Raw genomic sequence first — 26021 nt, forward strand, 5'->3', positions numbered from 1 at the left:
CCCGATCGGCGACGATCCCGCCGTCAGCCTCCCGGCATCCGCCAGCTGACCGGCCCGGACCAACCCGGCAGTCGCGGTGACCCGCCGCCAGCTACACCGCGTCAGGGGACACGATTCTCGAACCCGTCGAATGCCTCGCGCACGACATCTTCGATCTGTGCGATTTCTTCGTCCTTCAATGCCTTGAATTCACGCTCTCTGCGCTTCTTCGAGAGCGTTCCTTTGTTTTGGCGGATGAACAGCAGCAGGTCGTCGGCGAGACGGTCGGGCATCTCGACCGTGTCCATGATCTTGCGGCGCGCTTCGTCGTGGCGGCGCAGATAATCAATTTCATGCGGCAGATCATGCTCAATGGTGTGCGCGACGCACTGATAGAGAAATTCGGCTTCTTCCGTACAGTCGAAATATCGGTACAGGTCGGCTGTGTCGTTTGTCACATCGACGTTGCGGTCGGGTGTCGCTTTCCACTCAATGTAATCCATGAGCGGACCCGAATGCGCCTGTAATGTCGTGCGGTAATCGTCGATCCGGTCCAGCATGACGGACGAGACCGGAAACACCATGCCGGGTGGCGTGAATTTGCGCTCTGCAAGGACGTGGTGGATCAGGCAGCGGTGAAGACGCCCGTTGCCGTCCTGGAAGGGATGGACATAGACAAATCCGAAGGCCGTGCATGCCGCTTGCAGGACCGCATCCATGCCGTCATCCCGCATCCGCGTGTTGGTGGCGATCATGCCCTTCATCAAGCTGTCGAGATCATCGGGCCGCGCGCCGATGAATTCCGGCATCGGATTGTTCTCGTGATCCCGTTCGCCGACAAAAACGCCGTCAGGGCGAAGACCGGGGCGGATAAGCCGGTTGTCTTCGATCAGGACGCCGTGAAGCCGGTTGATCTCATCCAGCGTAAGCGCATGTTTCCCGGCCTGGACGACCGCACGTCCCCAGCGCTCAAGCCTGTTGCGCGGCGGGTGTTCGCCCTCGATCTCAAAACTCGCGCGGCTGTCCGCCAGTAGAAGAAAGCTGGCGGCGCGGGCAACGACGTGCCCGCCGGTGCGGCCGACGGTGTCACGCGCTTTGGCCGCAAGGCCGCTTTCGGTGAATGCGGCAAGTGCAGGTGTGCGGCGGATGATCGGAATAAAGTCCTTCGTTCCGAGCAGATTGTCCCGGACACGGTGCCTCTTGGAGACTTTCGGCTTGCCCGTGAAGTAGGCTTTGGGGTCGAGCAAATCGACCGCCGCTATAGCCGGGGATTCCGCAACGTCTAGCATTTCTCCCGTCAGCGTCTCGTATAGAAACCAGACGCGGCGCGTCGGCACGCCGGTCGGCGCTTCGCGGACGAATGCTTCGATTGCCGATTTCGGCACCGCCTTGAACACCCGTTTTAGGACGAGCAGATCCAGATCCTCATGGCGGAGGGCAAAGTTCAGGTGGGCGGAAAGGGTTTCGCCCGGCCAATAGCGCTTGTCGAAAAGCCGCCATTCGGCTTGATCGCGAGAACTGCCGCGAATGTGCTTTTCGGAAATCGCGCACGGGCGGCGCACCGGAGCCTTGACGGCCAGCGCATGCACCAGAGCCGACAAGCCCACAGGCCTTGCCTCATCCGGCAGGAGCTTGTCCTGGAAGAGGTGCGGGGTGGCTAAGGCCAGGTCCATGGTCGAAAACCCATTCAAATAGTCGATTCAGGCGCCAAAACGAGCCACATTGTCGAAAACCACCGTAACAGAGTTCTCGTCGAAAACCAGTTCAAGACGTCATAAATCTCTTCAAAATCATTATTCGAGTCGAAAAGCTCTCCAAGGTAGCGTTGGTGCGCATACCGGCCAGCGGCGGCAGCAGCGGCACGCCGCGGTGCCGCAGGCCCTGCAGCAAATGCTGCTGCTGCTCGTAAGCCTCCGCTTTTTTGCGAGTTCGAAGAACGAGCAAGTCCGGAATTACTCCCGGCGGTGGTTATGAATTTCGGGTTCACTCGTAGCTGACGCTGCTCGTGCCCGGAATGACGGCCCGGGACTCTTGAACCGCATCAATCCTAACCGAAAATGCTCCAGGATTGCGGTGGTCGAGCTATGCGAAAATACCCTTCGCCGCAAATTATCCTTCGCTGGCGACCTGTATTTGGATGTTCTTCTGACGCAGCAGCGCAGTGATCTGGTCCGGCGGAACCTGGTCGGAGACGACGAGGGAAAAACGGCTCCAATCACACATGAAAACTGGCGCCTTGACGTCGAATTTGCGGTTGTCGATCACCAGTACGACGCGATCTGCAATGCTCATCAGGGTTTGCTTGACCAGGCGCTCCACGTCGCCCAACGCATACACACCCCGCTCGTCCACGGCCGCGGCGCCCATGTAGAAGGTCCGCACGCTCAGGCGTTGCGCGCATTCCACGGTAAAGGAGCCGACCAGCGCGCGGCTCGGCCGGTAGAGGTCGCCGCCCAGCGCGATGGTCTTGGTCATCGGCCGATCGATCAAGAGATCGAGCACCGGAATCGAATGGGTGACGACGGTGCCGTCGAAATCCTCCGGCAACGCGCGGGCGACCTGAAACGCCGTGGTGCCGGCGTCGATGGCGATCACATCGCCCGGCAGCACCTCGCTGGCGGCGATCCGTCCGACCATTTCCTTCGCGGTGGTCGCAGCTGCGGCGCGGCGTTGGTATTCCGTTTCGGATTCGTCGTGCGAGCTCGGCAGTCGCAACGTGCCACGCAACGCAATCAGCCGACCTTCCTCGTGCAGGCGTCGCGCATCGCGCCGCACCGTCATTTCCGACACCCCCAACTCTTTCGCGACCTCGCCGATGGTGAGGAAACCAAGATTTTTGAGCTGGTCGATGATCGCCCCGCGCCGGGCAGGCGCATCTCGGTAGCGCAGGTTGTCGGGAGCCATTGTCGCGGGTCTCTTTCCTCGGGTCTCGCCAGGGCGGGGGATGCGCCGGCAGTTTGTCAAATATCTAACAGATTCTAACAGATTCGGGCGTGCGGCGTGGCCTCGGCGTGAGGGCCGGGGGCTTCAGTTGCACTGCAGCACAAGATTAATGGCAAAACGCCGCGCGCCAGTCGTTATTTTATGGACAAACAAAGTCTGATGTTGTCATCTTTATCACACATTTGGTTACGCCGGTGATCAAGGAGAGGTGATTATGTCTGGTCCATTTCGCGTCGTGTGCGTCGGCGTGGTGACGCTCGATGCCCTGGCCTTGGTCCCGCGATACCCCGGCCCCGACGAGCGCGTCATCGGCGAGCAGGTGATGATCGCGGGCGGCGGCCCGGCGGCGAATGCCGCCGTGGTGTTGGCGCGTCAGGGAATCAAAGCCGCTTTCATCGGCCGGGTCGGCAAGGACACCGCCGGCGATCACGCGATCCAGATGCTCGAGGCCGAAGGCGTCGACGTGTCCGGCGTGCTGCAGGACGGCGCGGTGGCAACCCAGGCCTCCTGCGTCGTCGTCTCGAAGGATATTCAGACTCGCGCAATCGCCACACTGGCCGTTCCGGCGCTGCCGCCGATCGCAGCCTTCGGTGCGCGGGCCATCGAGCTGATCGACGGCGCCGAGTGGGTGCATACCGATCATTTCGGGTTCGCCTCGGCGTCGGACTATCTGCGTGGTCGGTCGCCTTCGCGGCAGCCTCGGCTGTCGATTGACGCCGGCCATCCGGTCGCCGGCTTTACGCTGGACGGCCTCGATCTCTACATCCCCACGACGGAAGCGCTGACCCGGCAATTCGGGCTCGAGCACACGCCGGAGGGCATCGAACAGGCCGCGAGACTGGCCCTCGCCGGGGGCGCCGCGGCGGTGGTCGCGACCAGCGGCTCGCAGGGATCGATCGCGTTTTGGAGCGAACGATTTGCGCCGGGCCAGCCGGCCGGGAAGGTCGCGGTGGCGGCCAGGCGGGATATCGAGATCGTCTCGACGCTCGGCGCCGGCGACGTGTTTCACGGCGGCTTGCTCGCCGCGCTCTGCCGCGGCGGCGACTGGGCCTCGGTGCTGCTGCAAGCCAACACCACCGCGGCGCTGTCGTGCCGCGCGCTCGATGCGCGCAGCGCCATTCCGACGCTGTCCGAACTGAACGAGATGCTGACGGCGTCCCCGTCGTCCGCCGTGTGAGCCATTCGTCCCCCCATTCCAGAGGAAATTGTCCATGACCGTAACCCAAGCCCCTTGCACTCTGTCCGACCTCGCGCGCCCCTCGGGTGGGTTCGCGATGCTGGCGATCGACCAGCGAGAGGCGATGCGAACGATGTTCGCCGCGGCCGGAACGCCGACCCCGGTCGCCGATTCGGTACTGACCAACTTCAAGGTGACGGCAGCGAAAATCCTGTCGCCCTACGCATCCGCGACGCTCGCGGACCGCCAGTTCTGCCTCGACAAGATCGTTGCCGACCGGGTGCTGGCGCCAAGCTGCGGCCTGATCGCCGCCGCCGACGAATTCTTGCCCGGCAACGGCATTCCGGTCGACGACGTGCGCATCGATCTGTCGGTGGACCCCGTGGCCTGCCGTGCGATGGGCGCCAAGGCGCTGAAGCTGTTGGTGCTCTGGCGCGCCGATGAACCGGCGGAGCCGCGGCTGGCGATGGTCGCCGAGTTCGTCGCGCGCTGCCGGTCGGCGGGACTGATCAGCGTCATCGAGCCGGTGGTGCGGCCGCCGCGCCGGGGTTGGGAATTCGACCGCGAGGCAGCGATTGTCGCCGCCGCGCTCGAGCTCGGCGCCACCGAGGCCGATCTCTACAAGGTCGAGATGCCGTTCGGCGGTAAAGGCAGCGAAAGCGAGCTGCTCGAGGGATGCCGCCGCCTGGCAGGAAATATTTCGATGCCTTGGGTGATCCTGTCCTCCGGCGTGCCTGCCGACCTGTACGGCCGCGCGGTCAGGATCGCGATGGCCGCCGGCGCATCCGGGTTTCTGGCCGGGCGCGCGGTGTGGGCATCGGTGATCGGCGCCCAGGATATCGATTCAATGTTGCGGGATGTCTCGGTGCCGAGGCTGCAGCGGCTGGCTGAAATCGTCGACGCCGCGATGGCGTCGCGCTGATCTGCATCGTCAACAAGCACTCGGCTGAATGGAGATTCTCATGACCATCGTTTCACAGGTCAAATTCCAAGACATCGGTGTGGTGGTATGCGAGCAGGTCGACGTGACCTTGCCCGCGCTGGCGGCCGATGAGGTCCGTATCGAGCCGGCCTTTATCGGCGTCTGCGGCTCCGAGCTGCACGTGCTGGCGGGCGGGCATCCGTTCGCCAAACCGCCGATGGTGACCGGCCACGAGATTTCCGCCGTCGTAGTGGAAGTCGGCAGCGGCGTCACCAACGCACGGGTCGGCGATCACGTCGTAGTCGATCCGATCATGGCGTGCGGCAAATGCCGTGCCTGTCTCTCGGGTCGCTTCAATCTCTGTGAGCCTCCGCAGGTCGCGGGCTTCCGTGCGCCCGGCCTAGGGCGCTCCTCGCATGTCGTTCCGGCGCGCAACCTGCACCTTGCGCCAAAGGGCTTGGCGATGGAGATCTTGGCGTTCGCCGAGCCGGTGGCCTGCGCGCATCACTGCGTCAGTCGGATGCCGGTCGATGCGCGCGAGGACGTGCTGGTGATCGGCGCCGGCACCATCGGGCTGTCGATTGTGCAGGCGTTGCGCATCATGGGCGCGCAGAAAATCACCGTGGTCGAACCCGAAGCGCGCAAGCGGGAGTTGGCCTTGCAGATGGGCGCGCACCGCGTCGTCGCGCCGGGCGAATTGGCCGCGGAGGAACGGTTTACGGGTGTCATCGACGTGGTGGCGGCGCAGGCGACGCTCACCGAAGCCTGCACCAAGGTGATGGCCGGCGGCACCGTCATCTGCATGGGCGTGCCCTCCGGCCCGCGCGAAATTCCGCTGCCGAGCATGCAGCGCTTTGAACGCGACCTCTTGAGCTCCGGCATGTACGTGCCGTCGGATTTCGACGTTGCGATCGCCTGGCTGGCGGATGGCAGCTTCGATACTTCGAAGCTGATCACCGATGTGTTCCCGATCGAACAGGCCGCCGATGCCTATGCCCGGGCCAAGCAGCCGGAATCCATCAAGGTGCTTATCAAGTTCAAAAACTGACTTCCTTCGTCACGTCGTGTCGGCACTTCAGAATCCCAACGTTCTTGTGGAACAGGAGAAGTCCATGAATACACTCACGGCCGCAGCGCCGTACGTCATTCGGCGCCCACAAGACGTTGTCGATATCGTCAACGCCCACCCGGCGACCCGTTCCGGTCTCGCCGTCACGCTGATCGCGCTGGGCGGCGTCCTGATCGATGCCTACCAGGCCGCGATGATCGGCTTCGGCAATTCGTTCATCGCCACGCAGTTCGGCATTTCGCCGGGGCTTGCGGCGACGGTGAACGCCTCGGTTCTGGTCTCGGCGCTGATCGGCGGCTTGTTGTCGAACCGGATCATCAATCGCTTCGGCCAGCGCGGCGGCTTCCTGATCGGCATGGGGCTTTGCACGGTCGGAGCCTTCGCGATCGCTTTCGCTCCAAATATCTGGGCTGTGCTGGTGAGTCGGTTGGTGATGGGATTAGGTCTCGGCATCGATTTCCCGCTGGCAACCGGCGCGGTCGCCGAATTGCGCGGCTCGTCCTCGAAGAAGTCCGGCACGTCCGTCAATCTTTGGCAGATGGGATGGTACCTTTCGACCACGGTGGTCTATCTCATCTTGCTGTCGCTCTCGGCGGCGGCGGTCGAGCAGCCGATGCTGTGGCGTTACGGCATTTTCATCGGCTCCGCCTTCGCCGTGGTCGTCATGGTGCTGCGCTATATCTACATCGGGGAGTCGGCGATGTGGGCGGCGCGCACCTATCGCTACGACGAGTCCTGCAAAATCCTCAGCGATCGTTATGACGTCCGGGCCGAAGTGGCCGGGGACGCCACCCACGAGAAGGAGGCAGGGGCCAAGCTGCACGGTGCCTACTCTGTGCTGTTCCGTGCGCCCTATCGTAGACGGACCATTCTCGGCTGTGTGGTCGCCACGATGCAGGCCTGGCAATACAATGCGGTCGGCGTCTATCTCCCCTTGACGCTTGCGGGCATTCTCTCCGGCGGGCTGTCGAACGCGCTGTGGGGCTCGGCCGCCGTCAATGCGCTATGCGGCGTCACCGGCGGGGCGATCGGTTCGATCCTGGTGCAGAAGATCGGGGCGCGTCGGCAGTCGATGTTCGGCTTCGGCATGGTGGTGCTGGCGCTGCTGATGCTGGGCTTCATGGGCAAGGATAGCCCGTGGCTGGCGCTGGTGTTGCTCGGGCTGATCATCTTCTTTCATTCGGCCGGTCCCGGCGGTCTCGGCATGACCATCGCGACCTTGTCGTACCCGCCGAGCATTCGCACGGCGGGCGTCGGTTTTGCGCGCGCGATCATGCGCGCCGGCGCCCTTTGCGGGCTGATCTTCTGGCCGATCCTTTGGCAGAACCTGCGCACCGACGCTTTCTACTGGCTGGCAATCGTGCCGCTGGTCGGATTTCTGACCTGTCTTGCGATCCGCTGGGAGCCGATCGGCGCCAACGTCGACGCCGAAGACGCTTCGGTGCTCTCTATCGTTGCAGTGAAGGAGAATGCGGCATGAGCCGTTCAATCGACAATATCGGCATCATCGGACTTGGCGCGATGGGCGGCGCGGTGGCGACGCGGCTCACCTCGGGACCCTGGAGCCTCGCGGTGTACGATCTCTCCAAGGCCGCCATCGAGCGGCTGGTGTCGCACGGCGCCAGCGCGGCGGCGAGCGCCCGCGACGCGGTCGCCGGGCGGGCCGTGGTGTTCAGTTGTCTGCCGACGCCGGACCACGTCGAGGCGTTCTGGACCGAGCACGCCGCCGACCTCGCGGAAGGCGCGATCGCGGTCGATCTTTCCACCATCGATCCGGCCACGTCGCGACGTGTCAGCGACATGATCGCCAAGGGCGGACGCGCGCGCTTCGTGGCGTGCACCATGGGCAAGACACCGGCGATGGCGGAGAAAGGTGAGATCCCGCTGTTCGTCGGCGGCGATCAAGTTTCTCTCGAGGCTTTGGCGCCCGTGTTCAAACACATGTCGAGCGTGGTGTTCGACATGGGCTCCGTCGAAGGGGCGACGATGTTCAAGCTCATCTCGAACTTGGTCGGCATGACCAATTTGGCGATTCTGGCGGAGGGCTACCTCCTGGCCCGTAAAGCCGGCATTGATCCCGAGGTGTTTTCCTCCGCGCTGAAGACGACCGGCGGATGGTCGACCCAGGCCGACATCCGGCTCGGCTGGATGATAAACGACGATTTCACCACCCGGTTTGCGGTCGATCTCGCCGCCAAGGATCTGCGGCTGTCGGTCAATGCCGCCGCGACCTGGGGGATTCCGACGCCGGTCGCCGCGGCGGGACTCTCAGTGTTCTCACTGGCCCGCGCCGCCGGGCTCGGCAGCAAGGACGCCGCGGCGATCGTCGCGCCGCTGACCCCGATCAAGCCGTGACCGATGCACGACCCAGATAAAAAGAGCGAGCAGGGCCGGCCATAAGGACGGTGTAATCAGTTGGCCGAACAAGAGGAGGAACTCCCATGCCTACCGATAACGAAAACGCAACAACACGCGGCCTCTCGCCGGCGGCCATGCGGAAAGTGGTCGCCGCGAGTTTCGCCGGCGCCCTGCTCGAATGGTATGATTTCTTCATCTTTGGGACCGCGGCGGGCCTCGTGTTCGGCAAGCTGTTCTTCCCGCAGTCGGATCCTGCGGTGGGGACGATCGCGGCGTTTGCCACCTTCGGTGTGGGCTTTCTCGCCCGGCCACTCGGCGGCGTGGTGTTCGGTCATTTCGGAGACCGGGTCGGGCGCAAGGCGACCTTGATCGCGACGCTGTTGATCACCGGCATATCGACTTTCCTCATCGGGTTTCTGCCGACGTTCGCCGATGTCGGGATCGCGGCGCCCATCATGTTGGTGGTGCTTCGGCTGATTCAGGGGTTTGGATTGGGCGGCGAGTACGGCGGCGCAGCCCTGATGACGATCGAATCCGCGCCGGAATCGCGTCGTGGTTTCTTCGGCTCCTTGCCGCAAATGGCGGCGTCCGCCGGAATCATGTTGGCGACGGGCGTGTTCGCCTTGTGCAGTTGGGGGCTTACGGAAGCGCAGTTCTTGGATTGGGGCTGGCGCCTTCCCTTCCTGCTTTCGGCGGCAATGCTGATCGTGGGCATGCAGATCCGGCTACACATCGAGGAGACACTGGATTTCAAGGCCACGCGACGCCGCGAGCAGGCTAGCACCGAGAAGCGAGTGCTCCCGATCGTCGAACTGCTACGCCGGCATCCCCGCAATATCGCGCTCGCGCTCGGCGCGCGCCTCGCCGAGACGGTGTCCTCGAACATCGTCAATGCATTCGGCATTGCCTACGTCTCCACCAACCTGGCGATGGGGCGTCAGCTTCCGCTGATGGGCATGCTGATGGCTTCGGCGATCGGCATCATGCTGTGCCCGCTGTTTGGCTGGCTCTCCGATCGGTACGGCCAACGCGTGGTCTACCTGTTCGGCGCACTGGCCTGCGCGGTTCTGATCGTGCCGTTCTTCGCGGCGCTCGCAACCGGAAATGGCGTGCTGATCTGCCTCGCCTTCATTGTCTTTTACAATTTGGGTCCCACGGCGATGTTCGCGGTGCAGCCCACGATGTTCTCGCGGATGTTCGGCACCAGGGTTCGCTACACCGGCCTGTCGTTCGCCTATCAGTTCTCGGCGATGCTCGGCGGCCTCACGCCGCTGATTTCGGCGTCGCTGCTGACGCTCGGCCATGGCGACCCGTGGTGGGTGGCAGGCTATCTGATCGTCGTCTCGTTGATCTCCGCGACGTCGGTCTGGCTGATCAGCGAGGTTCGGCTGATTGAACTTCATGACTATGCGACGGCACTGCCGCGGGAGACGACATGACACTCATTCATGACGACGATTGCTATCAGACGGTCCGACGGGCGTTCGACGCGCCGTGGTCTGGCCCGCGTGGTCCTCAAGTGCTGTTGCGCGATGGCGATCTGACCGCCACGATTTATCCCCATGACGGGTGCCGGATGACGTCGCTGACGGCGTTCGGCCTCGAATTGCTGCGGCAGTGGACGCCAGATCGGCGTGCGTTTCAGTATGGCTGTTTTCCGATGGTGCCTTGGGTCGGGCGCCTGGGGTCTGGCCGGCTGCAATTTGGCGAGCGGAGTTGGCAGCTTCCGGTGAACAAGCCGCCGCACGCGTTGCACGGCATGGCCTGCTTCGCACCGTGGCGTATCGGCGCAACGTCGGCATCGTCAGCCGAGTTTCACTTCGACCTCGGCGATCCGTGGCCCTGGCAGGGAAGCGTGACGCAGCGTTACGAGCTTGCAGGAAACACGCTGACCATTGCGCTGAAAATTTCCACCGCCGGCGACAGCTTTCCCGCTGCCGCCGGCTGGCATCCCTGGTTTCGCAAAGGGCTCAGCGAGACGGCAACCGACGCGGAGAAACTCCACATCGGTTTCACTGCGGACTGGCAATACGCGCCCGGTTCGGACGAACTGCCGAGCTCGGAGCGCATTGCACCGCGCCCGGGGCCGTGGGACGATTGTTTCGGGTTCGACGGGCCGATGCGCGCCGAACTGCTGTGGCCCGGGCAAGTGCGGCTCGATATGACGTCGCCTGCCTCATCGATGGTGGTGTACGACAAGCAGCCGGACGCAGCTTGTGTCGAGCCGCTCTCGGGACCGCCCAACGGCGTCAACACCGCGCCACAATTGGTGTCCACCGCGAGCGACCTTGTGACCATCACACAATGGGCTATCAGCCGAGCCGTCTAGTGCCTTCACCGAACGGCTGGCGCTGTGCGAAACTGCGCTGCGCTGCGCGCCGCCGATCGGAAATAGCTTCGCCGTCTTGGGTGACGCAGGTTAGGGCTTCCGCTACCAAGTTCCCCATCCTCTGAAGCTTGTCTGCCGTTTCCGGCAGCTTCAGTCGTGACCAGATCTCCGGCGCCTGCGCCGCGAGGACGCCGTCCGCAGCGCAAGATCGTGCGACAAAACAGGCTTGCGCTGCTTGGATCAATCGCGGTATCGACAATCGTCGATGTGGCAGATGCAACTTGCCTGCATTCTGGCGGTCTTTGCGCGAGCCAGCAATCTTGCTGCTGGACCGTTTTTATTTGACCTGCCAACACGATGATCGTTGTCGGTGAGCCTAGCGGGCGACACCGCGGATCTTGGCCAGCCGAGGAGAATTCTCATCGCTTGCGGTTGCCGTATCGCCGGCCTGATGATCGTGGCGCAGGCGGGCGCGCTTCAGGAGACGCATGCGACCGCGGTGTTTCTGCCGGGCAAACTCTTGGCAGCGCTGGCGCGCGGATGCCCGGCCAAGGCCGTCCAACGGGCCTGTCCCGTCGCGCTCGGGCAACACACGTGAGCATCACGGCCGCGCTGTCCTGTTACGCGGCGCGCACGCCGGACCGCGACGCGTTGGTCTTCGAAGACCAGCGGATCTCTTGGGTGCATCTCAACCGCGAGATCAACCGGCTGGCGGGGTTCATTGTCGCCACCACCCCCGCGGGCGGCAGCGTTGCCCTTCATCTGCCCACCAGCCCCGCGCTGGCTCTGCTGTTTCTGGCGGTCGCGCGGGCCGGGCGCGAAGCGCAGGTGTTCGATCCGGACTGGCCAATCGAGATGACCCGCGCGATCCGAGCGCGGCTGTCACCCGACCTGTTTGTCAGTTCTGACGCTCGCTTCAGCGGCAGCAACACCGTGATCGTTGCGGACCCGATGATTGCGTTCATGCAGGTTGTGCCGGCGCTCGGCGTGTCGGCCCCCGCGCACTCAGGCGCCGAGCCGGATGCCATGCTGCCCTTCTATGTCGGCTTCACATCCGGATCGACAGGCCTGCCAAAAGGGTACCGCCGCCACCATCGATCGTGGACCGAGAGCTCTCGCCACGACGCACTGGAATTCGGAATCAGTTCCGACGACGTGATCCTCGCGCCGGGAACGCTGACCCATTCGTTGTTTCTTTATGCTCTGGTGCATGGGCTTAATTCCGGCGCCCGGGTCGTGCTCTGCAGGCGGTTCCGGCCCGACGCCGTGGTACGCCTCATTGAAGCAGAGCGTGTCACGGTGCTGTATGGCGTGCCGACGCAGCTACAACTGACGGTCAAGGCGGCTGGTGACCAGGTTCTTGGCTCGATGCGCTGGATTCTCTCGTCGGGAGCCAAGTGGCCCATCGGGGAACGTGAGCCGTTGCGACGGCTGTTTCCAAACGCGCGGTTTGCCGAGTTCTACGGTGCTTCAGAGACCGGCTTCATGACGGTCGCCAAAGCCGACGAAGGCGCTCCAGAGACGTCTGTCGGCCGCGCCTTCTCGGGAGCCGTGGTGACGATCCGGGATCGAGCCGGCCGGCCAATTCCACAGGGAAAGACCGGCTATGTGTTTGTCGCGAGCCCGTTTCTAATTATGAACTACGCTTGCGGTGAAGATTCCGACTTGCTCCACTATGGTGAAGAAGTCTCGGTGGGGGACATCGGCTTTCTCGACCCGCAGGGCTTCCTGCATCTGGTCGGCCGCGCGCGCCGAAAGATCGTCACCTCGGGCAAGAACGTTTACCCCGAGGAGATCGAACGGGTGTTGGAGCAGCACCCGATGGTGACGGCCGCGGCGGTTCTCAGCGCCCCCGACCGAAGCCGCGGCGAGCGGCTGATCGCGCTCGTGCAGATACGCACGGATGCGGTCGTCACATCTGCAGATCTCATCGCTTACCAGCGCAAGGCATTGCCGCTCTACAAGGTGCCGCGGGTCTATGCGAGCGTCGCGGAGTGGCCGTTGACGCGGTCCGGCAAAACCGACTTTGAAAGGCTGCGGCAAGCCTGGATGACGGGCGCGATCACCGGGAGGCTGCCATGAGCGCGGCGTTCATGGTTGCGGCGCGCCGGACCGCGGTGGTTCCTCGTGGAGGTGCCTTCGCGAGGATCGAAGCGGTGGATCTGGCCGTAGCATCGATTGCGGCCGTGCTCGACGAAGCCGGCCTGGCGCCGGCCGAAGTCGACGATGTGATTCTGGGAAACGCGCTTTACGGCGGCGGCAATCCCGCACGCTTGGCCGCGCTCAAGGTCGGAATTCCGGACGTGGTGCCGGCGATCACCATCGACACGCAATGTTGCTCCGGCCTGGATGCGATCCTGCTGGCGGCGACGCGGATCAGCAGCGGCGAAGCCGATGTGATCGTCGCCGGGGGCGTCGAAAGCTTCAGTCGGTCGCCGATCCGTTCGCGTCGTCCGCTCGGGGCCGACGAGGTTGCGCAGCCCTATGACCGCCCGCCGTTCACGCCGTGGCCGGAGCGCGATCCGGATATGATTCCCGCCGCAGCGACGCTGGCGGCGGAGTGGGACATCAGCCGCGCCGCCCAAGAGGCGTTCGCCATCGAGAGCCACCGCAAGGCGCTGGCGCGCGGTGCTGCGGCGGTTGAATGTGTTGCCGTGGCCGGACTAACAGCAGATGCGTTTGCGCGGCGTCTCACCGCCGGGCTTTGCGCCCGACTTCCGTTGCTCGCCGGCAGCCCGATCCACGGCGTGACGGCGGCGACGGTGGCGGTCGAGGCCGATGCGGCGGCCGCCGTCCTCGTGGTGTCGGAACGGGCGCTGGCGTCGATCCGAGCGCCTGTCCGGGTCGTCCGTCTCGTCGGCGGCGCACGGGTGGGCGGCGATCCGGAACGGCCTGGCCTGGGGCCGATCGAAGCGGTGCGAACGGCGTTGCGTCGTGCGGGGCTGCCGGTCGCTTCGATCTCGGTCGTTGAAATCATGGAGGCGTTCGCCGTTCAGGCCATGACCTGCATCGAGGCCTTCGACCTCGATCCCGCCCGCGTCAATCGCGGCGGCGGCGCGCTGTCGCGCGGGCACCCGATCGGCGCCTCCGGTGCAATCGTCGCGGTGCGCGGGTGGCACGAATTGCAGACCATGGGAGCGGGCGCGACGGGGCTTGCGACGATCGCTGCGGCGGGCGGGCTCGGCTCCGCCATGCTGCTACGTGTGGAGTAGGCTCGTGCGTCTCCAGGTTGATCGCCCGCTCGATCTCGCCGCGTTGGTCGGCCAGGAACTGCCCCCGAGCGAGACGTTTGCGCTGACGCAGTCCGATGTCGATCGCTTCGTCGCGCTCAGCCAAGATCGCCAATGGATTCATTGCGACACCGAGCGGGCCAAGGCGGCTCTGCCGACGGGCCGAACGATCGTGCCCGGAAACCTGCTGATTGCGCAACTGCCGCGGCTGTTGCAGCAGGCCTACACCGTCGCACGCTGCGACATGTCCATGGTCGCCGAGTATCGTCGGGTGCGCTTCCGGCACCCGGTCGGCACCGAGGTGCCGTTGTTCCTGCAAGCAAGGTTTGTTTCCGTGACTCCGACGCGTAGTTTCGTTCGTGTCGAAACCAACTGTGAAATCAACTTCGCAGAGACCCGGAAGCCGGTGCTGACGGCCACGGTCGTCGATCTCTTCTATGACAGCGGCTAGAGCATTTTCGGTTAGGATTGAATCATCCAACCAAAATGTTGTCGTCATTCCGGATTGCGAGTTCGAAGAACGAGCAAGTCCGGAATCCCTACTCCCTGCGGTGGTTATGGATTCCGGGTTCACTCGCAGCTGACGCTGCTCGTGCCCCGGAATGACGGCCCGGGACTCTTGAACCGCAGCAATCCTAACCGAAAGTGCTCTCTAGATTCCGCCTCGCGGCAGTCTTGAACGAACGGTGCTCGGGCGGTGGCACGGCTTGCGGCGCTGCCCTCGCCAAGCGCGCAAGGTCGCTCCTCAATGCGTCAAGTTGTACTGAACGATATAAACCGCGCAGCCGGCGAAATAGCCGAGCAGCGCCAGGCCGCTGATCCGGCGCACGTACCATAGAAACTGAATTCTCTCGAGCCCCATCGCGGCGACGCCGGCCGCCGAACCGATGATCAGAATCGATCCGCCGGTGCCGGCGCAGTAGGCGATAAATTCCCAAAGGAAGCTGTCGGGCGGATAGTCCGCCAGGCTGTACATTCCGATCGACGCGGCGACGAGCGGCACGTTGTCGACGACCGCGCTGGCAAGGCCGAGAACGATGACGATCACGTCCTGTCGTCCGACATTGAAATCCAGCCATTTGGCCAGCATGGCGAGAATGTGGGTGTGCTCCAAGGTCGCGACGGCCAGCAGGATTCCGATAAAGAATACGATCGAGCTCATGTCGATGCGCATCAGGGCGTCGACCCAGCTCGGGCGCATCCCGTCTCCGGAATCGTTGTCGCGGTTGATGATTTCGCCGACCACCCACAGCACGCCGAGGCCGAACAGAATTCCCATGAAAGGCGGCAACCCGGTCATGCTCTTGAAGGCCGGCACGCCGATCAGGATGGCAAGCCCGAGATAGAAGGTGACGTTGCGCTCGAGCTGTTTGGTTCGCGTCGGCGCATTATCCTGGCGCGTCGGCAAAACGATGTCGCGGCCTCTCAGCAGGTAGCTCACGACCAGCAGCGGCACGATCAGATTGACCAGCGACGGCAGAAACAAGCCCTTCATGATCGAGAGCGGGGTGATCTGGCCGTCGATCCAGAGCATCGTGGTCGTGACGTCGCCGATCGCGGACCATGCGCCGCCGGCGTTCGCGGCGATCACGATCATCGCCGCGAAAAACAACCGGTCGTCGGACTTGCCGAGCAGCTTCTTGATGAGCGAGATCATCACGATCGTCGTTGTCAGATTGTCGAGCGCCGCGCTGAGAAAGAACGTTACCAGCCCGATCAACCAAATCAGGGTGACCTGCTTCTTGGTCTTGATCATCGAAGTAATGACTTCGAAACCGTTATGCGCATCGATCACCTCGACGATCGTCATCGCACCGATCAGGAAGAACACAACTTGTGCGGTAGAGGACACCGACTCGTTGAGTTGCCTGGCGACCAGGGCGGCGTCGCCGCTCATGACGGCATAGACCGACCAAAGCAAACCGGCCCCAATCAGGGCCGAGGCCGTCTTGTTGATCTTCAGCGAGTGCTCCAACGCAATGGCTGCGTAAGCGACGACAAAGACGATAGCGATCGCGCCAACCACGTTGGGTTCTCCCGCGCCAAGATGTCGCAGAGCCTTAGCCGACATTTTCGTCGGCGGAAACTTCCATTGCAAAAATTCGGTGAGTGACGCGTTAAGGCGGAGCGACGGCCGTCGGCATCGAGAAAATCAGTGGAGCACACGGCGATTGCTCGGCGGCAGATGACTACGTCTGCCGTGCATCGGGTTCATCGGCGCGCGAATGGTCGTCGCAGAGGTTCGCGGGTGAATGCGCGCGGCGTCGCGCCGTGTCAAGCCTTCTTCAGCCAGACCCGATTGTCGTGGAAGCTGCCGCCGCCCGCCGGCGCTGATTGATCGGCGCCGGTCAATGTGTTGATGCCGCAACCATCCTCATGGGCGTCGTTCGGCCAGATCGATTCCGCGATCAGCACGCCGCGCCGCTGTCCATCGTGGGATCGGCAATGCAGCGTGACCACGCCGCGGCGACTGCCGACCCTCACTTTGTCGCCGCAGAGCAGCCCGAGCGTCGCGAGATCGTCGGGATGCACCAGCAGCGTCGGGCGGCCCTCGCGCTTCACGCTGGAAGCCGTCTCGTTGAAGGTCGAATTCAAAAACGTGCGCGCCGGACTGGTCGTCAACCGAAACGGGTAATCCTCGGTCGCTTCTTCGATCAGACGACAGTGATCGGGAAATGTCGGCAGGTCCTGCCAGGGGCCGAGTTGTTTGGTCCGCAGATAGGCAGCGGCCCCGTTCCAGTCCGCTTTGAAGTGGAATTTGCCGTCCGGATGACCGAACCCCTTGATGTTGTGCGCGACGGCAAAGTCGGGTTGCACGTCGAGCCAGTTTTCAGCGTCGAGCCGCTCAAGATCGGGCCGGTTCGATGCCTTCAGCGTCTCGTCGATGATGTCGCGCGGCGTCATCGCGAAGCCGCGATGCACGGCGCCGACCCGCCGCGCCAGCTCCTTGATGACCTCGTGATTGCTGCGGCACTCGCCCGGCGGCGGCATCAATTGGCGGCCGAAATGAATGTGTTGGTGGCCGCCGCTCTGATAGACGTCGTCGTGCTCCAGGAACATGGTGGCGGGCAGCACGACGTCGGCGTAGCGCGCGGTCTCGGTCATGAACTGCTCGTGCACGCAGAGAAACAGATCGTCCCGCGCCAACCCCTGTTTCACCCGGGTCTGATCCGGCGCGACGGAAGCCGGATTGGTGTTTTGCACCAGCATCGCAGTGACCGGCGGGCCGCCTTGCAGGTCGTGCGGATCTCCGAGCAGCACCGCCCCGATTCGCGACTGATCGAGCATGCGGCCGGACGGCACGCCGGCGTCGGTGCCTTCGATCAGGGTCTTGTCCCATTTGTACATGCCGCTGTTGGTGTGCAGCGCGCCGCCACCCTCGTGGCGCCATGCACCGGTCACGGCCGGAATTGAACTCACCGCGTGCATACTCGCCGCGCCGTTGCGCGAGCGGGTGAAGCCGTAGCCGATCCGGAAAAACGATCGCGGCGTCGTGCCGATCAAAGCCGCAAAGGCCTCGATCTCACTGGCCGGGATATCGCAGATCCGCGCCGCCCATTCCGGCGTCTTGTCGCCGAGGTGGCGTTCGAACTGCTCCGGACAATCGGTGTATTGCCGCAGATAGCCGCGATCGGCGTATCCGTCGCGAAATAGCACGTGCATCACGGCGCAGGCCAACGCGCCGTCGGTGCCGGGGCGGATCAACAGCTTGATGTCGGCCTGCTTCATCGTGCCGGTGTCATAGACGTCGACGCAGGCGAGCTTGGCGCCGCGTGTCTTGCGGGCGATGGCGATATGGGTCATGACGTTGACCTGCGTGTTGACCGGATTGCCGCCCCACACCACGATCAGATCCGACCTTTGCATCTCGCGTGGATCGACGCCGCTCAATCGGCCGACGCCGGCATAGTAGCCGGACCACGACAGCGGCGTGCAGTAGGTCGCATACATTCCCGAATAGCCCTTGGCGTTGCGCAGGCGTTCGATGCCGTCGCGCATCACCAAGCCCATCGTGCCGGCGAAATAGAACGGCCACACGCTTTCCGCGCCGTGGTCGCGTTCGGCCTTGAGAAACGCCGCCGCGGTGAGGTCCAGCGCCTCGGTCCAGGAGATCCGCGCAAACGCGCCGCTGCCTTTCGGGCCGACGCGCTTCAACGGATGCAGCAGCCGATCCGGGTGGTGGATGCGCTCGGCATAGCGCGCCACCTTCTCGCAAATCACCCCCAGCGTGTAGGAGTTCTGCTTGGCGCCGCGAATCCGTCCGACGGTGTGGTCGTCCAGCATCTCGATCTCGAGCGCACAGGCCGAAGGGCAGTCGTGCGGGCAGACGGACCGGCCGGTCCTGATCTTGCTGGCGGAGCCAACGTCCATGAGGTTCATGCGCAGTAACGTATATACCGGCTGACGGTTGTTCAATCGCAGGCCTGCAACGCGTCAACTTCGCCGGCAAACGCCGACCGTCTCAGCGGCGCCGCCGCCTAGTCGATTGCCTGGCGTCGGTGAATTGACGACGGAGCGGCTGCGGTCAATGGCGCGAAACCGATTTGGAATGATGCATCGCATTTATCAATTGATATAATCAAACCGTCAGTTTCGCCTGCGTCGCCAATCGTTTGCAGCGACCTACGTATGATACCGGATAGTGAAAAGTCCTGTTGACGCGATCTGGGCCCAGTGACATACCGTCGCACTGCTGATCGTCCTGGTCGAGGAAGTCAGCCCGAGATAACCGTGATCGACCGCATACGCATCTTCCCCCCGGCTCGGCTTCAGCGTTGAGGCGGCTGGGTGTCGGGAAGCCCACGCCAGGTGACTTAGAGATACTCCGTGATGGTGTTCTGCTGACGGTGCGCGCCGCTAGGGCGTCGTGCCGCGACCGCTTGTCTTTTGAGACGCATGTCTCGGAAGCAATCGGTGGGCTGGATCGTCGTCATGGACTGCTCGCCACTCCGCACCGCTGACTTCACACCCTATTTCGCTGGTGGCGTTTCGCCGATGGCATGGACCATCGGTTCGGCCTGCCTTAGCGGCATCCTGCTCGAAGTATCAGCTCATCCGAAGCCCGGTCTGGTGACTGCGCGCTCGATGGGCGCGCATGCCGACATGGATCAGCAGACCTTCATGTTGACCTCCGCGGCGATCGCGCCGTGCTTCCATCGCTGCGCGGCGATCGGACTATCCCTTGAAGGCTGTGCTGCCGCGGCGGTGTTGCCCGCAGTGCGCGCCGTCGGTCGGGAGTATGACGCGTTGTTGTTGGCGGCGTCGAACGGCGTCAATACCCAACGCGGCGCGCTGTTTGCGCTCGGTATCACCGCCGCCGCGGCCGGCCGCGCGCAGCGCGGCGAAGCGGCGCCGAATTCCACGCAGATCTTCGCCGAAGTTGCGGCGATCACGCAGGGCCTGGTGCAGCGCGAGTTGATCGAGCGGCGCGACGATCCGGCGACCGCCGGCGAACAGCTGCACGCCCGCTATGGCGCGCGCGGCATTCGCGGCGAGGTCGAGGACGGTTTTCCGACGGTGGCCGCGCATGGTCTGTCGACGCTACGCGCCGCGATCGATGCCGGCCACGGCCTCAACCGCGCGCTGGTGCACACCCTGATCCATCTGATCGCCGAGACCGAGGACACCACGGTGCTTTGGCGCGGCGGCCCCGATGCGCTCGCGTTCGCGCGCGACCGCGCCCGCCGCATCCGCGATCTCGGCGGCGCGCTGACCGACGATGGGATCGCTCGAATTCACGCCTTCGGCGACGCGTGCGTCGCGCGACGGATCAGTGCCGGCGGTGCCGCCGATCTGCTCGCAGTCACCATCGCCGTCCATCTCATCGAGCGCGGGTCGTTTCCGGTCTCGGCGACGACCGGCTTCGAAGCCCTTCATGCAACTGGAGACTACCAATGAACGTCATCGTCTACGCGCTGATGGCTTATGCGCTCACCGCCGCGATTTCATACGCGGTGATCGCGGTCATCGTCATGCTCAGTAAACTCCTGGGCGAATCCGAAAAACCCGAAAACGCCTGATCGACCAGGGGAGACCAATCACATGCTTCAACAACTCTTTACGATCTTTCCCGGCATCGCGACGATGTTCGTGCAAGAGCCGTCCATCGCCTTCGCCCGCGTCTTTCTGATCGTCGCCGGGTTCTTTCTTGCCTATCTCGGCTTCAAGCGCACGCTCGAGCCGCTGATCATGGTGCCGATGGGCGTCGCCATGATGTGCGTCAACGCCGGCGTGATGTTCCTCGAGGGCAATCACATCGGGACGCTGATGCTCGATCCGATGATCTCGGATCCGGTCAAGCTCGTCAATGAAATGCAGATCTACTTCCTGCAACCGGTTTACAACTTCGCCTTCTCGAACTCGCTGGTCGCCTGCATGCTGTTCTTCGGCATCGGGTCGATGTCGGACATCTCCTTCATTCTGGCCCGTCCTTGGGCGGTGATGACCTGCGCCATCTTCGCCGAAATGGGCACCTTCGTGACGCTGGTGATCGGCTATTACTGCGGCCTGACGCCGGGTGAAGCGGCGGCGGTGGGTACGATCGGCGGTGCCGATGGCCCGATGGTGCTGTTCGCCTCGCTGATGATGGCCAAGAACCTGTTCGTGCCGATCTCGATCATCGCCTACCTCTATCTGTCGCTGACCTACGCCGGCTATCCCTATCTGATGAAGTTCCTGGTGCCGAAGAAGTATCGCGGCATGGACGTCGAGATGGAATTCCCGGATGTCTCGCAGAAGGCGAAGTTCATCTTCACCATCGTCTCCGCCGCGTTGCTCTGCCTGCTGCTGCCGGTCGCATCGCCGCTGATCCTGTCGTTCTTCCTCGGCATCGCCATCAAGGAAGCCGAGATCGAGGTCTACCAGGAGCTGCTCGAGAAGACGATCACCTACATGTCGACGTTGATGCTCGGCCTGGTGCTCGGCGTGCTCTGCGAAGCCTCGACCCTGCTCGACAGCCGCGTGCTGATCTTGCTGGTGCTCGGCATCACCGCGCTGCTGGTCTCGGGCATCGGCGGTTTGGCCGGCGGCTGGCTGGTCTACTTGATCAGCAAGAAGGCCTTCAACCCGCTGGTCGGCATCGCCGGGATCTCCTGCGTGCCGACCACCGCGAAGCTCGCCCAGAAGATCGCTGCCGAGGAGAATCCCTACGCGATGATCTTCCCGGTGGCGATGGGTGCCAACATCTGCGGCGTCATCGTCTCGGCGATCGCGGTCGGCATCTTCGCCTCGACGATCGGTCTCGTGGCTCCTCACTAAGCGGCTACGGCAAACTGGAGAACAATCATGATCCGCTTCGATGACATCATTCCTGACGCGACACGCCTCGGCGCTGCCCAGCGGGTCTATGGCATCGGGCGGACCGTTCTTCATGTCGCCGAGATCGACAGCACCAACCGCGCGATGATCCTGCTCGGCCAGTCCGGTGCCGAGCACGGCACCGTGCTTGTCGCCGATCATCAGACCCGCGGCCGCGGCAAGGGTTCGCGGGCGTGGTTTTCGCGGCCAGGCGGCAGTCTGTGCGTCTCTGTCCTGATCCGGACGGGGCGGGGGTTTCAGGACGCCCCTCAACTGGCGCTGCTCGGTGCGGTGGCGCTGTGGGAAGCCGTCGCCGATCAGACCCGCATTGCGGCCGGCATCAAATGGCCGAACGACCTGCTGGTCGACGGTCGCAAGATCTGCGGCATCCTCGCCGAAGCGCACAGCGATCCGGCCGGCGATCTCGACTTCGTCGTGCTCGGGTTCGGTCTCAACGTTGCGATCGAGCAGCGCGACTTTCCGGACGAACTACGTGACTCGGCGATTTCGCTTTCGACGTTGGCCGGAGCCGCCGTGGACCCCACGGGGCTGCTCAACAGCTTCCTCGATTCGCTGAAGGTGTGGCTGCCGCTGTGGGAAAGCGTCGGGGTGTCGGCGTTTGCCAGCACCTGGACGCGGCATGCGGAACATCTCGGACAGATCGTCCGGATCACCGATGGCGATGAACCGATCACCGCTCGACTTCTCGGCCTCGCCGACGACGGGGCCCTGCGCATCTTAGACGAGACGGGATCTATCCGCCTCGTTCACTCCGGCGAAATCGCCACGGGCATCTCCGTTGGCCGGGGGCCCGACCAAATCTCCATGAAACACACGGGTGTACTCTCATGAAAACCGAACGGAAGTGGGACAAGCTGGCAACGGATACGCGCCAGCGGATGGAGGCCGCGGCCAAATACATTGGTCCTGGCAAGCAGGTGAAGAAGGAGGACACCGTCGCGCTGTTGAAGGCGGTGATTCGTTCCTTCGATCGCGTCAACATCGAGGGCAACAACCAGAAGCAGGCGGATTATCTCGCTGATTGTCTGCTGCAGGTCGATCCGAAGGAAATCAACAACCTGCACATGGTGCAGTCCTGCGTCCCGCTGCCGGTGCATCTCGATATGTTCGAGAAGGGCATTGCCAAAAAGCTTGATTTCGCATTCGGCGGTCCGCAGGCCGCCCGCGTCGCCAAGTTCATCAGCGAGGGAAAGATCGAGCTCGGTGCGATCCACACCTACCTCGAATTGTTCGGCCGCTACTTCCTCGATCTGACGCCGCGGGTCTCGCTGATCTGCGCCTATGAAGCCGATCGCGAAGGCAATCTCTACACCGGCTTCAACACCGAAGACACGCCGGTGATCGTCGAGGCCACCAAGTTCCGCCAGGGCATCGTGATCGCCCAGGTCAACAAGATCGTCGACAAGCTGCCGCGCGTCGATATTCCGGCCGGCTGGGTCGATGCCGTCGTCGAAAGCCCGCGGCCGTTCTTCATCGAACCGCTATTCACCCGCGATCCCGGGCTGATTACCGACAACCACATCTTGCTGGCGATGCTGGCACTGAAGGGCATCTACGGCGAATACAAGGTCAAGCGCCTCAACCACGGCATCGGCTTCCTGACCTCGGCCATCGAGCTGATCCTGCCGACCTACGGCGAGGAACTGGGTCTGAAGGGCCAGTGCTGCACCCACATGGTGTTGAACCCGCATCCGACCATGATCCCGGCGATCGAAGCCGGTTGGGTCGACACCATCCATTGCTTCGGCGGTGAGCTGGGCATGGAAGACTATGTCCGCGCCCGTTCCGACGTGTTCTTCACCGGCCCCGACGGTTCGCTGCGCTCGAACCGCGCCTTTGCGCAGACCGCCGGTCACTACGCGCTCGACATGTTCATCGGCGGCACGCTGCAAATCGACAAATTCGGCAACTCCTCGACCGCCACCGCCAACCGCGTCGCCGGCTTCGGCGGCGCGCCGAACATGGGCTGCGACCCCAAGGGCCGTCGTCACGTCACCGACAGCTGGTTGAAGTGCGGCCAGGAAGTGCCGAACATGCACGACCTGATCGGCGACATGCCGCGCGGCAAGCGGCTCGTGGTGCAGGGCGTCGAAACCTTCGGCGAGGCCCGCGCGCCGAGCTTCGTCGACAAGCTCGATGCCTGGAAGCTCGCTGAAAACGCCAAGCTCGAGCTGCCGCCGGTGATGATCTACGGCGACGACGTCACCCACATCGTCACCGAGGACGGCATCGCCTACCTCAACCGCGCGCCGAACATGGAGACCCGGATGGCCGCCATTCGCGCCGTCGCCGGCTACACCGAGGTCGGGATCAAGGAAGACCCGGCGGAGACCAAGAAGCTGCGCGAAGCCAAGATCTTCCAGACGCCGGAAGATATCGGCATCGACCGCTCGCGCGCCAACCGCGACTTGCTGGCCGCGCGCTCGATGCGCGACCTCGTTGACATCTCCGGTGGGCTCTACAACCCGCCGACTCGTTTCCGCAACTGGTGATCAGGGGGAAGACATGGCTCTTCAAACGATCGAATTCGAAATCGATGGAACGGGTACGCCAAGGCGCGTCACTGCTCCGGTGCACTACGGCGTCGTCGGCTCCGGCGACCTCGAAGTTCTGCTCTCGGCGTCCGACAAGGTCGGCAAGCTGAAGGTGCGGGTCGTGACTCCCGTCAAGGGCTTCGACGATCTGTGGCGTCGGGTGATCACCCATTTCGCCACCGAGACGGGTCTCACCGACGCGCTGATCGAGATCAACGACAACAACGCCTCGCCTGCCGTGGTCGCCCTGCGACTGCGCCAGGCGCTTGCCGAACTATCGGCCTGAGCAACGAGGAATAATCATGCCCAACTGGAATAAAATACAGACAAGCTCTTTTCTGGAGAGCAACGCTCGTGATCGGGCGATCGGCCTCGTCGACGAAGGCAGCTTCGTCGAGTTGGTCGGCCCGTTCGATCGGTTCTGCAGTCCGCATCTCGTCACGCTCGGCGAAGCGGTGGAATTCGACGACGGCATCGTCACCGGCGTCGGCAAGATCGGCCAGCGCCCGGTGTTCGTGATTTCGCAGGAAGGCCGCTTCATCGGCGGTTCGGTCGGCGAAGTCGGCGGCGCCAAGATGGTCGGCACCATCGATCAGGCGATCGAGTTCTATGACAACCTGATCGTCGAATTCCCGAACTTGCCGGACGCGCAGCGGCCGTTGGTGGCGATCTCGTTCGAGACCGGCGGCGTGCGTCTGCACGAAGCCAACGCCGGCCTGCTGGCGCATGCCGAGGTGATGGACGCCATCCAGCGCGCCCGCCACAAGGTTCCGGTCGTCGCCCTGATCGGTTCGCGGATCGGCTGCTTCGGCGGCATGGGCTTCGTCGCCGCGGCGACCGACGCCATCATCATGAGCGAATTCGGCCGGCTCGGCCTGACCGGTCCGGAAGTGATCGAGCAGGAGATGGGCAAGGACGAGTTCGACAGCTCGAACCGCGCGCTGGTCTATCGCACCACTGGTGGCCGCCACAAATTCGTGATGGGCGACTGCAACTTCCTGGTCGACGACACCGTGGCTTCGTTCCGCGCTCAGCTGACCGAACTGACTCTGCTGTCGATCGCCGAATTCGAACCGCTGCGTCGCATCGGCTCGGAGGCGCTCGTCGAGAAGCAGCTGCGCGGTGTCGCGCTCGCGGTGAAGATCGCGCCGACCGACGCCCGCGACGTCTGGCGCTATGCCGGCAACAACGATCCGATCGGCCTCGCCGACGGTCCCATCGCGGAGTTCCGCAAGACCGTTCAACGCTTGGTTCTGTGATTAGGAGACGAACATGGACACCCTATTAGGAAAAGGCCGGGAGGCGGTCGATCTGATCGTCGATCCGAAGAGCTTCGTGCAGGACAAGGTCGGCAAGCTGGCGTTCAGCGATCCGACCTTCGGGCCCGGCGCGGTGGTGGGCGAAGCCAAGCTCGATGGCGCGCTGGTCACGGTGATCGCCTCGGACGCGGAAGCCTTCAACGAGAAATTTCCGGTGGTGTATTCCGGCATCATCGGCATGGAGGAGGGCTACAAGATGGCGCAGGCCGTCTACGCCAGCCTCGCGGCCGATGCCGAGCTGCCGTTGGCGAAGAAGCGGGCGCTCGTGCTGATCGTCGACACTCCCGGCAACGGTCCGGGCAAGGTCGAAGAGATTTTCGGCATGAACAAGGCGACCGGTGCCTATCAGCTGGCATTGGCGGAAGCCCGGCTTGCCGGACATCCGATCGTCGCCATGGTGGTCGGTCGCGCGATTTCCGGCGCCTTCCTGTGCCACGGATTGCAGGCCGATCGGATTCTGGCGTTGGACTCCAAGTTCGGCACCATGATCCACGTGATGCCGATCACCTCGGTGTCGCGGATCATCAAGAAGGACATCGAAGTGCTCGAGGAATTGGCCAAGAGCAACCCGGTGTTCGCGGCCGGTCCGGCGTTCTTCTATCAGCTCGGCGGTGTCGAGGAGTTGGTCTCCGAAATTCCGGCGATGCGTCCGGCGATCATCAAGCAGGTCGCCGAAATCCGTAAGGCGAAGGCCGCCGGCCTCAACCTCGTCGGCCCGCGTGGCCGCGGCAAGCTCGGCCTGGATCGCGGCGGCCGCAAGGTCCGTCCGTTGGTGCAGGAACGGCTGAGCAACGAGTTCGCGGCGGTGCAAGCCAAATTCCGCCCGCAAGCGAACTAACCCGAA

At 63.7% G+C, this 26021-nt stretch carries 23 protein-coding genes; 18 read left to right on the top strand and 5 right to left on the bottom strand.

The window, feature by feature from the left end; genetic code table 11:
- Positions 1-101: 101 nt before the first annotated feature.
- From RPC_RS05235 to RPC_RS24950, 3 genes are all read right to left on the bottom strand, one after another.
- Positions 102-1652, bottom strand: a complete 1551-nt coding sequence (locus RPC_RS05235; RefSeq protein ID WP_011471508.1) for a Fic family protein — start codon at positions 1650-1652, stop codon at positions 102-104.
- Positions 1653-1743: 91 nt separating this feature from the next.
- Positions 1744-1923, bottom strand: a complete 180-nt coding sequence (locus tag RPC_RS05240; protein WP_041801431.1) for a hypothetical protein — start codon at positions 1921-1923, stop codon at positions 1744-1746.
- A gap of 165 nt (positions 1924-2088) precedes the next feature.
- Positions 2089-2883: a DeoR/GlpR family DNA-binding transcription regulator gene (locus tag RPC_RS24950; protein WP_011471510.1), complete on the bottom strand. Its 795-nt coding sequence runs from the start codon at positions 2881-2883 to the stop codon at positions 2089-2091.
- Positions 2884-3136: 253 nt separating this feature from the next.
- On the opposite strand from RPC_RS24950, the gene RPC_RS05250 reads away from it, so the two are divergent.
- From RPC_RS05250 to RPC_RS24955, 10 genes are all read left to right on the top strand, one after another.
- Complete coding sequence (locus RPC_RS05250) at positions 3137-4099, top strand: carbohydrate kinase family protein (protein WP_011471511.1); 963 nt, start codon at positions 3137-3139, stop codon at positions 4097-4099.
- 34 nt (positions 4100-4133) lie between these two features.
- Positions 4134-5021, top strand: a complete 888-nt coding sequence (locus RPC_RS05255) for an aldolase (RefSeq protein ID WP_011471512.1) — start codon at positions 4134-4136, stop codon at positions 5019-5021.
- A gap of 40 nt (positions 5022-5061) precedes the next feature.
- Positions 5062-6069, top strand: coding sequence for a zinc-dependent alcohol dehydrogenase (locus RPC_RS05260; RefSeq protein ID WP_011471513.1), 1008 nt, complete (start codon positions 5062-5064; stop codon positions 6067-6069).
- 64 nt (positions 6070-6133) lie between these two features.
- On the top strand, positions 6134-7570 hold the full coding sequence (locus tag RPC_RS05265; RefSeq protein ID WP_011471514.1) for an MFS transporter: 1437 nt from the start codon (positions 6134-6136) through the stop codon (positions 7568-7570).
- On the top strand, positions 7567-8445 hold the full coding sequence (locus RPC_RS05270; protein ID WP_011471515.1) for an NAD(P)-dependent oxidoreductase: 879 nt from the start codon (positions 7567-7569) through the stop codon (positions 8443-8445). Before RPC_RS05265 ends, RPC_RS05270 begins: the two co-directional genes overlap by 4 nt.
- 86 nt (positions 8446-8531) lie before the next feature.
- Positions 8532-9887 (top strand): MFS transporter, encoded by a 1356-nt coding sequence (locus tag RPC_RS05275; protein WP_011471516.1) that lies wholly within the window; start codon positions 8532-8534, stop codon positions 9885-9887.
- Entirely contained in the window at positions 9884-10777 is an 894-nt protein-coding gene (locus RPC_RS05280) for an aldose epimerase (protein ID WP_011471517.1), read from the top strand. Before RPC_RS05275 ends, RPC_RS05280 begins: the two co-directional genes overlap by 4 nt.
- Positions 10778-11371: 594 nt before the next feature.
- Positions 11372-12859 (top strand): AMP-binding protein, encoded by a 1488-nt coding sequence (locus RPC_RS05285; protein ID WP_011471518.1) that lies wholly within the window; start codon positions 11372-11374, stop codon positions 12857-12859.
- Positions 12856-13989 (top strand): thiolase family protein, encoded by a 1134-nt coding sequence (locus tag RPC_RS05290; RefSeq protein ID WP_011471519.1) that lies wholly within the window; start codon positions 12856-12858, stop codon positions 13987-13989. Before RPC_RS05285 ends, RPC_RS05290 begins: the two co-directional genes overlap by 4 nt.
- 4 nt (positions 13990-13993) lie before the next feature.
- On the top strand, positions 13994-14458 hold the full coding sequence (locus tag RPC_RS24955; RefSeq protein ID WP_011471520.1) for a MaoC/PaaZ C-terminal domain-containing protein: 465 nt from the start codon (positions 13994-13996) through the stop codon (positions 14456-14458).
- 294 nt (positions 14459-14752) lie between these two features.
- Here the strand turns inward: RPC_RS24955 and nhaD are convergent, their stop codons facing one another.
- A complete protein-coding gene (gene nhaD / locus RPC_RS05300; protein ID WP_011471521.1) occupies positions 14753-16033 on the bottom strand; it encodes a sodium:proton antiporter NhaD in 1281 nt (426 codons plus the stop codon).
- 248 nt (positions 16034-16281) lie between these two features.
- Positions 16282-18387 carry a molybdopterin-containing oxidoreductase family protein gene (locus RPC_RS05305; RefSeq protein ID WP_011471522.1) on the bottom strand — a complete coding sequence of 702 codons (2106 nt, stop codon included), beginning with the start codon at positions 18385-18387 and terminating at the stop codon, positions 16282-16284.
- A 615-nt stretch (positions 18388-19002) separates the two neighbouring features.
- Here RPC_RS05305 and mdcB point away from each other — a divergent pair.
- Genes mdcB through mdcE form a run of 8 tightly spaced genes read left to right on the top strand, consistent with a single transcriptional unit; the run spans position 19003 to position 26015 of the window.
- A complete protein-coding gene (gene mdcB / locus RPC_RS05310; protein ID WP_011471523.1) occupies positions 19003-19905 on the top strand; it encodes a triphosphoribosyl-dephospho-CoA synthase MdcB in 903 nt (300 codons plus the stop codon).
- Positions 19902-20027 (top strand): hypothetical protein, encoded by a 126-nt coding sequence (locus RPC_RS26720; protein WP_415914798.1) that lies wholly within the window; start codon positions 19902-19904, stop codon positions 20025-20027. Before mdcB ends, RPC_RS26720 begins: the two co-directional genes overlap by 4 nt.
- A 22-nt stretch (positions 20028-20049) precedes the next feature.
- Positions 20050-21264 carry a Na+-transporting malonate decarboxylase, carboxybiotin decarboxylase subunit gene (madB, locus tag RPC_RS05315; protein WP_011471524.1) on the top strand — a complete coding sequence of 405 codons (1215 nt, stop codon included), beginning with the start codon at positions 20050-20052 and terminating at the stop codon, positions 21262-21264.
- Positions 21265-21291: 27 nt separating this feature from the next.
- Complete coding sequence (locus RPC_RS05320; protein ID WP_011471525.1) at positions 21292-22155, top strand: biotin--[acetyl-CoA-carboxylase] ligase; 864 nt, start codon at positions 21292-21294, stop codon at positions 22153-22155.
- A complete protein-coding gene (mdcA, locus tag RPC_RS05325) occupies positions 22152-23816 on the top strand; it encodes a malonate decarboxylase subunit alpha (protein WP_011471526.1) in 1665 nt (554 codons plus the stop codon). The genes RPC_RS05320 and mdcA overlap by 4 nt, the downstream gene beginning before the upstream one ends.
- A gap of 13 nt (positions 23817-23829) precedes the next feature.
- The gene (gene mdcC, locus RPC_RS05330) at positions 23830-24144 is read left to right on the top strand and encodes a malonate decarboxylase acyl carrier protein (RefSeq protein WP_011471527.1); all 315 of its coding nucleotides are present in this window, start codon (positions 23830-23832) and stop codon (positions 24142-24144) included.
- 16 nt (positions 24145-24160) lie between these two features.
- Positions 24161-25117, top strand: coding sequence for a biotin-independent malonate decarboxylase subunit beta (locus RPC_RS05335; RefSeq protein ID WP_011471528.1), 957 nt, complete (start codon positions 24161-24163; stop codon positions 25115-25117).
- A gap of 13 nt (positions 25118-25130) precedes the next feature.
- Positions 25131-26015 (top strand): biotin-independent malonate decarboxylase subunit gamma, encoded by an 885-nt coding sequence (gene mdcE / locus RPC_RS05340; RefSeq protein ID WP_011471529.1) that lies wholly within the window; start codon positions 25131-25133, stop codon positions 26013-26015.
- Positions 26016-26021 lie beyond the last annotated feature (6 nt).

Source organism: Rhodopseudomonas palustris BisB18 (genome assembly GCF_000013745.1).
GTDB lineage: Bacteria > Pseudomonadota > Alphaproteobacteria > Rhizobiales > Xanthobacteraceae > Rhodopseudomonas_A > Rhodopseudomonas_A palustris_F.

Bases quoted from the DNA above. Each gene is read 5' to 3' on its own strand.
- RPC_RS05235 (WP_011471508.1), bottom strand. From the start codon at position 1,652: ATGGACCTGGCCTTAGCCACCCCGCACCTCTTCCAGGACAAGCTCCTG.
- RPC_RS24950 (WP_011471510.1), bottom strand. From the start codon at position 2,883: ATGGCTCCCGACAACCTGCGCTACCGAGATGCGCCTGCCCGGCGCGGG.
- RPC_RS05250 (WP_011471511.1), top strand. From the start codon at position 3,137: ATGTCTGGTCCATTTCGCGTCGTGTGCGTCGGCGTGGTGACGCTCGAT.
- RPC_RS05255 (WP_011471512.1), top strand. From the start codon at position 4,134: ATGACCGTAACCCAAGCCCCTTGCACTCTGTCCGACCTCGCGCGCCCC.
- RPC_RS05260 (WP_011471513.1), top strand. From the start codon at position 5,062: ATGACCATCGTTTCACAGGTCAAATTCCAAGACATCGGTGTGGTGGTA.
- RPC_RS05265 (WP_011471514.1), top strand. From the start codon at position 6,134: ATGAATACACTCACGGCCGCAGCGCCGTACGTCATTCGGCGCCCACAA.
- RPC_RS05270 (WP_011471515.1), top strand. From the start codon at position 7,567: ATGAGCCGTTCAATCGACAATATCGGCATCATCGGACTTGGCGCGATG.
- RPC_RS05275 (WP_011471516.1), top strand. From the start codon at position 8,532: ATGCCTACCGATAACGAAAACGCAACAACACGCGGCCTCTCGCCGGCG.
- RPC_RS05280 (WP_011471517.1), top strand. From the start codon at position 9,884: ATGACACTCATTCATGACGACGATTGCTATCAGACGGTCCGACGGGCG.
- RPC_RS05290 (WP_011471519.1), top strand. From the start codon at position 12,856: ATGAGCGCGGCGTTCATGGTTGCGGCGCGCCGGACCGCGGTGGTTCCT.
- RPC_RS05305 (WP_011471522.1), bottom strand. From the start codon at position 18,387: ATGAACCTCATGGACGTTGGCTCCGCCAGCAAGATCAGGACCGGCCGG.
- mdcB (WP_011471523.1), top strand. From the start codon at position 19,003: ATGGCATGGACCATCGGTTCGGCCTGCCTTAGCGGCATCCTGCTCGAA.
- RPC_RS26720 (WP_415914798.1), top strand. From the start codon at position 19,902: ATGAACGTCATCGTCTACGCGCTGATGGCTTATGCGCTCACCGCCGCG.
- madB (WP_011471524.1), top strand. From the start codon at position 20,050: ATGCTTCAACAACTCTTTACGATCTTTCCCGGCATCGCGACGATGTTC.
- RPC_RS05320 (WP_011471525.1), top strand. From the start codon at position 21,292: ATGATCCGCTTCGATGACATCATTCCTGACGCGACACGCCTCGGCGCT.
- mdcA (WP_011471526.1), top strand. From the start codon at position 22,152: ATGAAAACCGAACGGAAGTGGGACAAGCTGGCAACGGATACGCGCCAG.
- mdcC (WP_011471527.1), top strand. From the start codon at position 23,830: ATGGCTCTTCAAACGATCGAATTCGAAATCGATGGAACGGGTACGCCA.
- RPC_RS05335 (WP_011471528.1), top strand. From the start codon at position 24,161: ATGCCCAACTGGAATAAAATACAGACAAGCTCTTTTCTGGAGAGCAAC.
- mdcE (WP_011471529.1), top strand. From the start codon at position 25,131: ATGGACACCCTATTAGGAAAAGGCCGGGAGGCGGTCGATCTGATCGTC.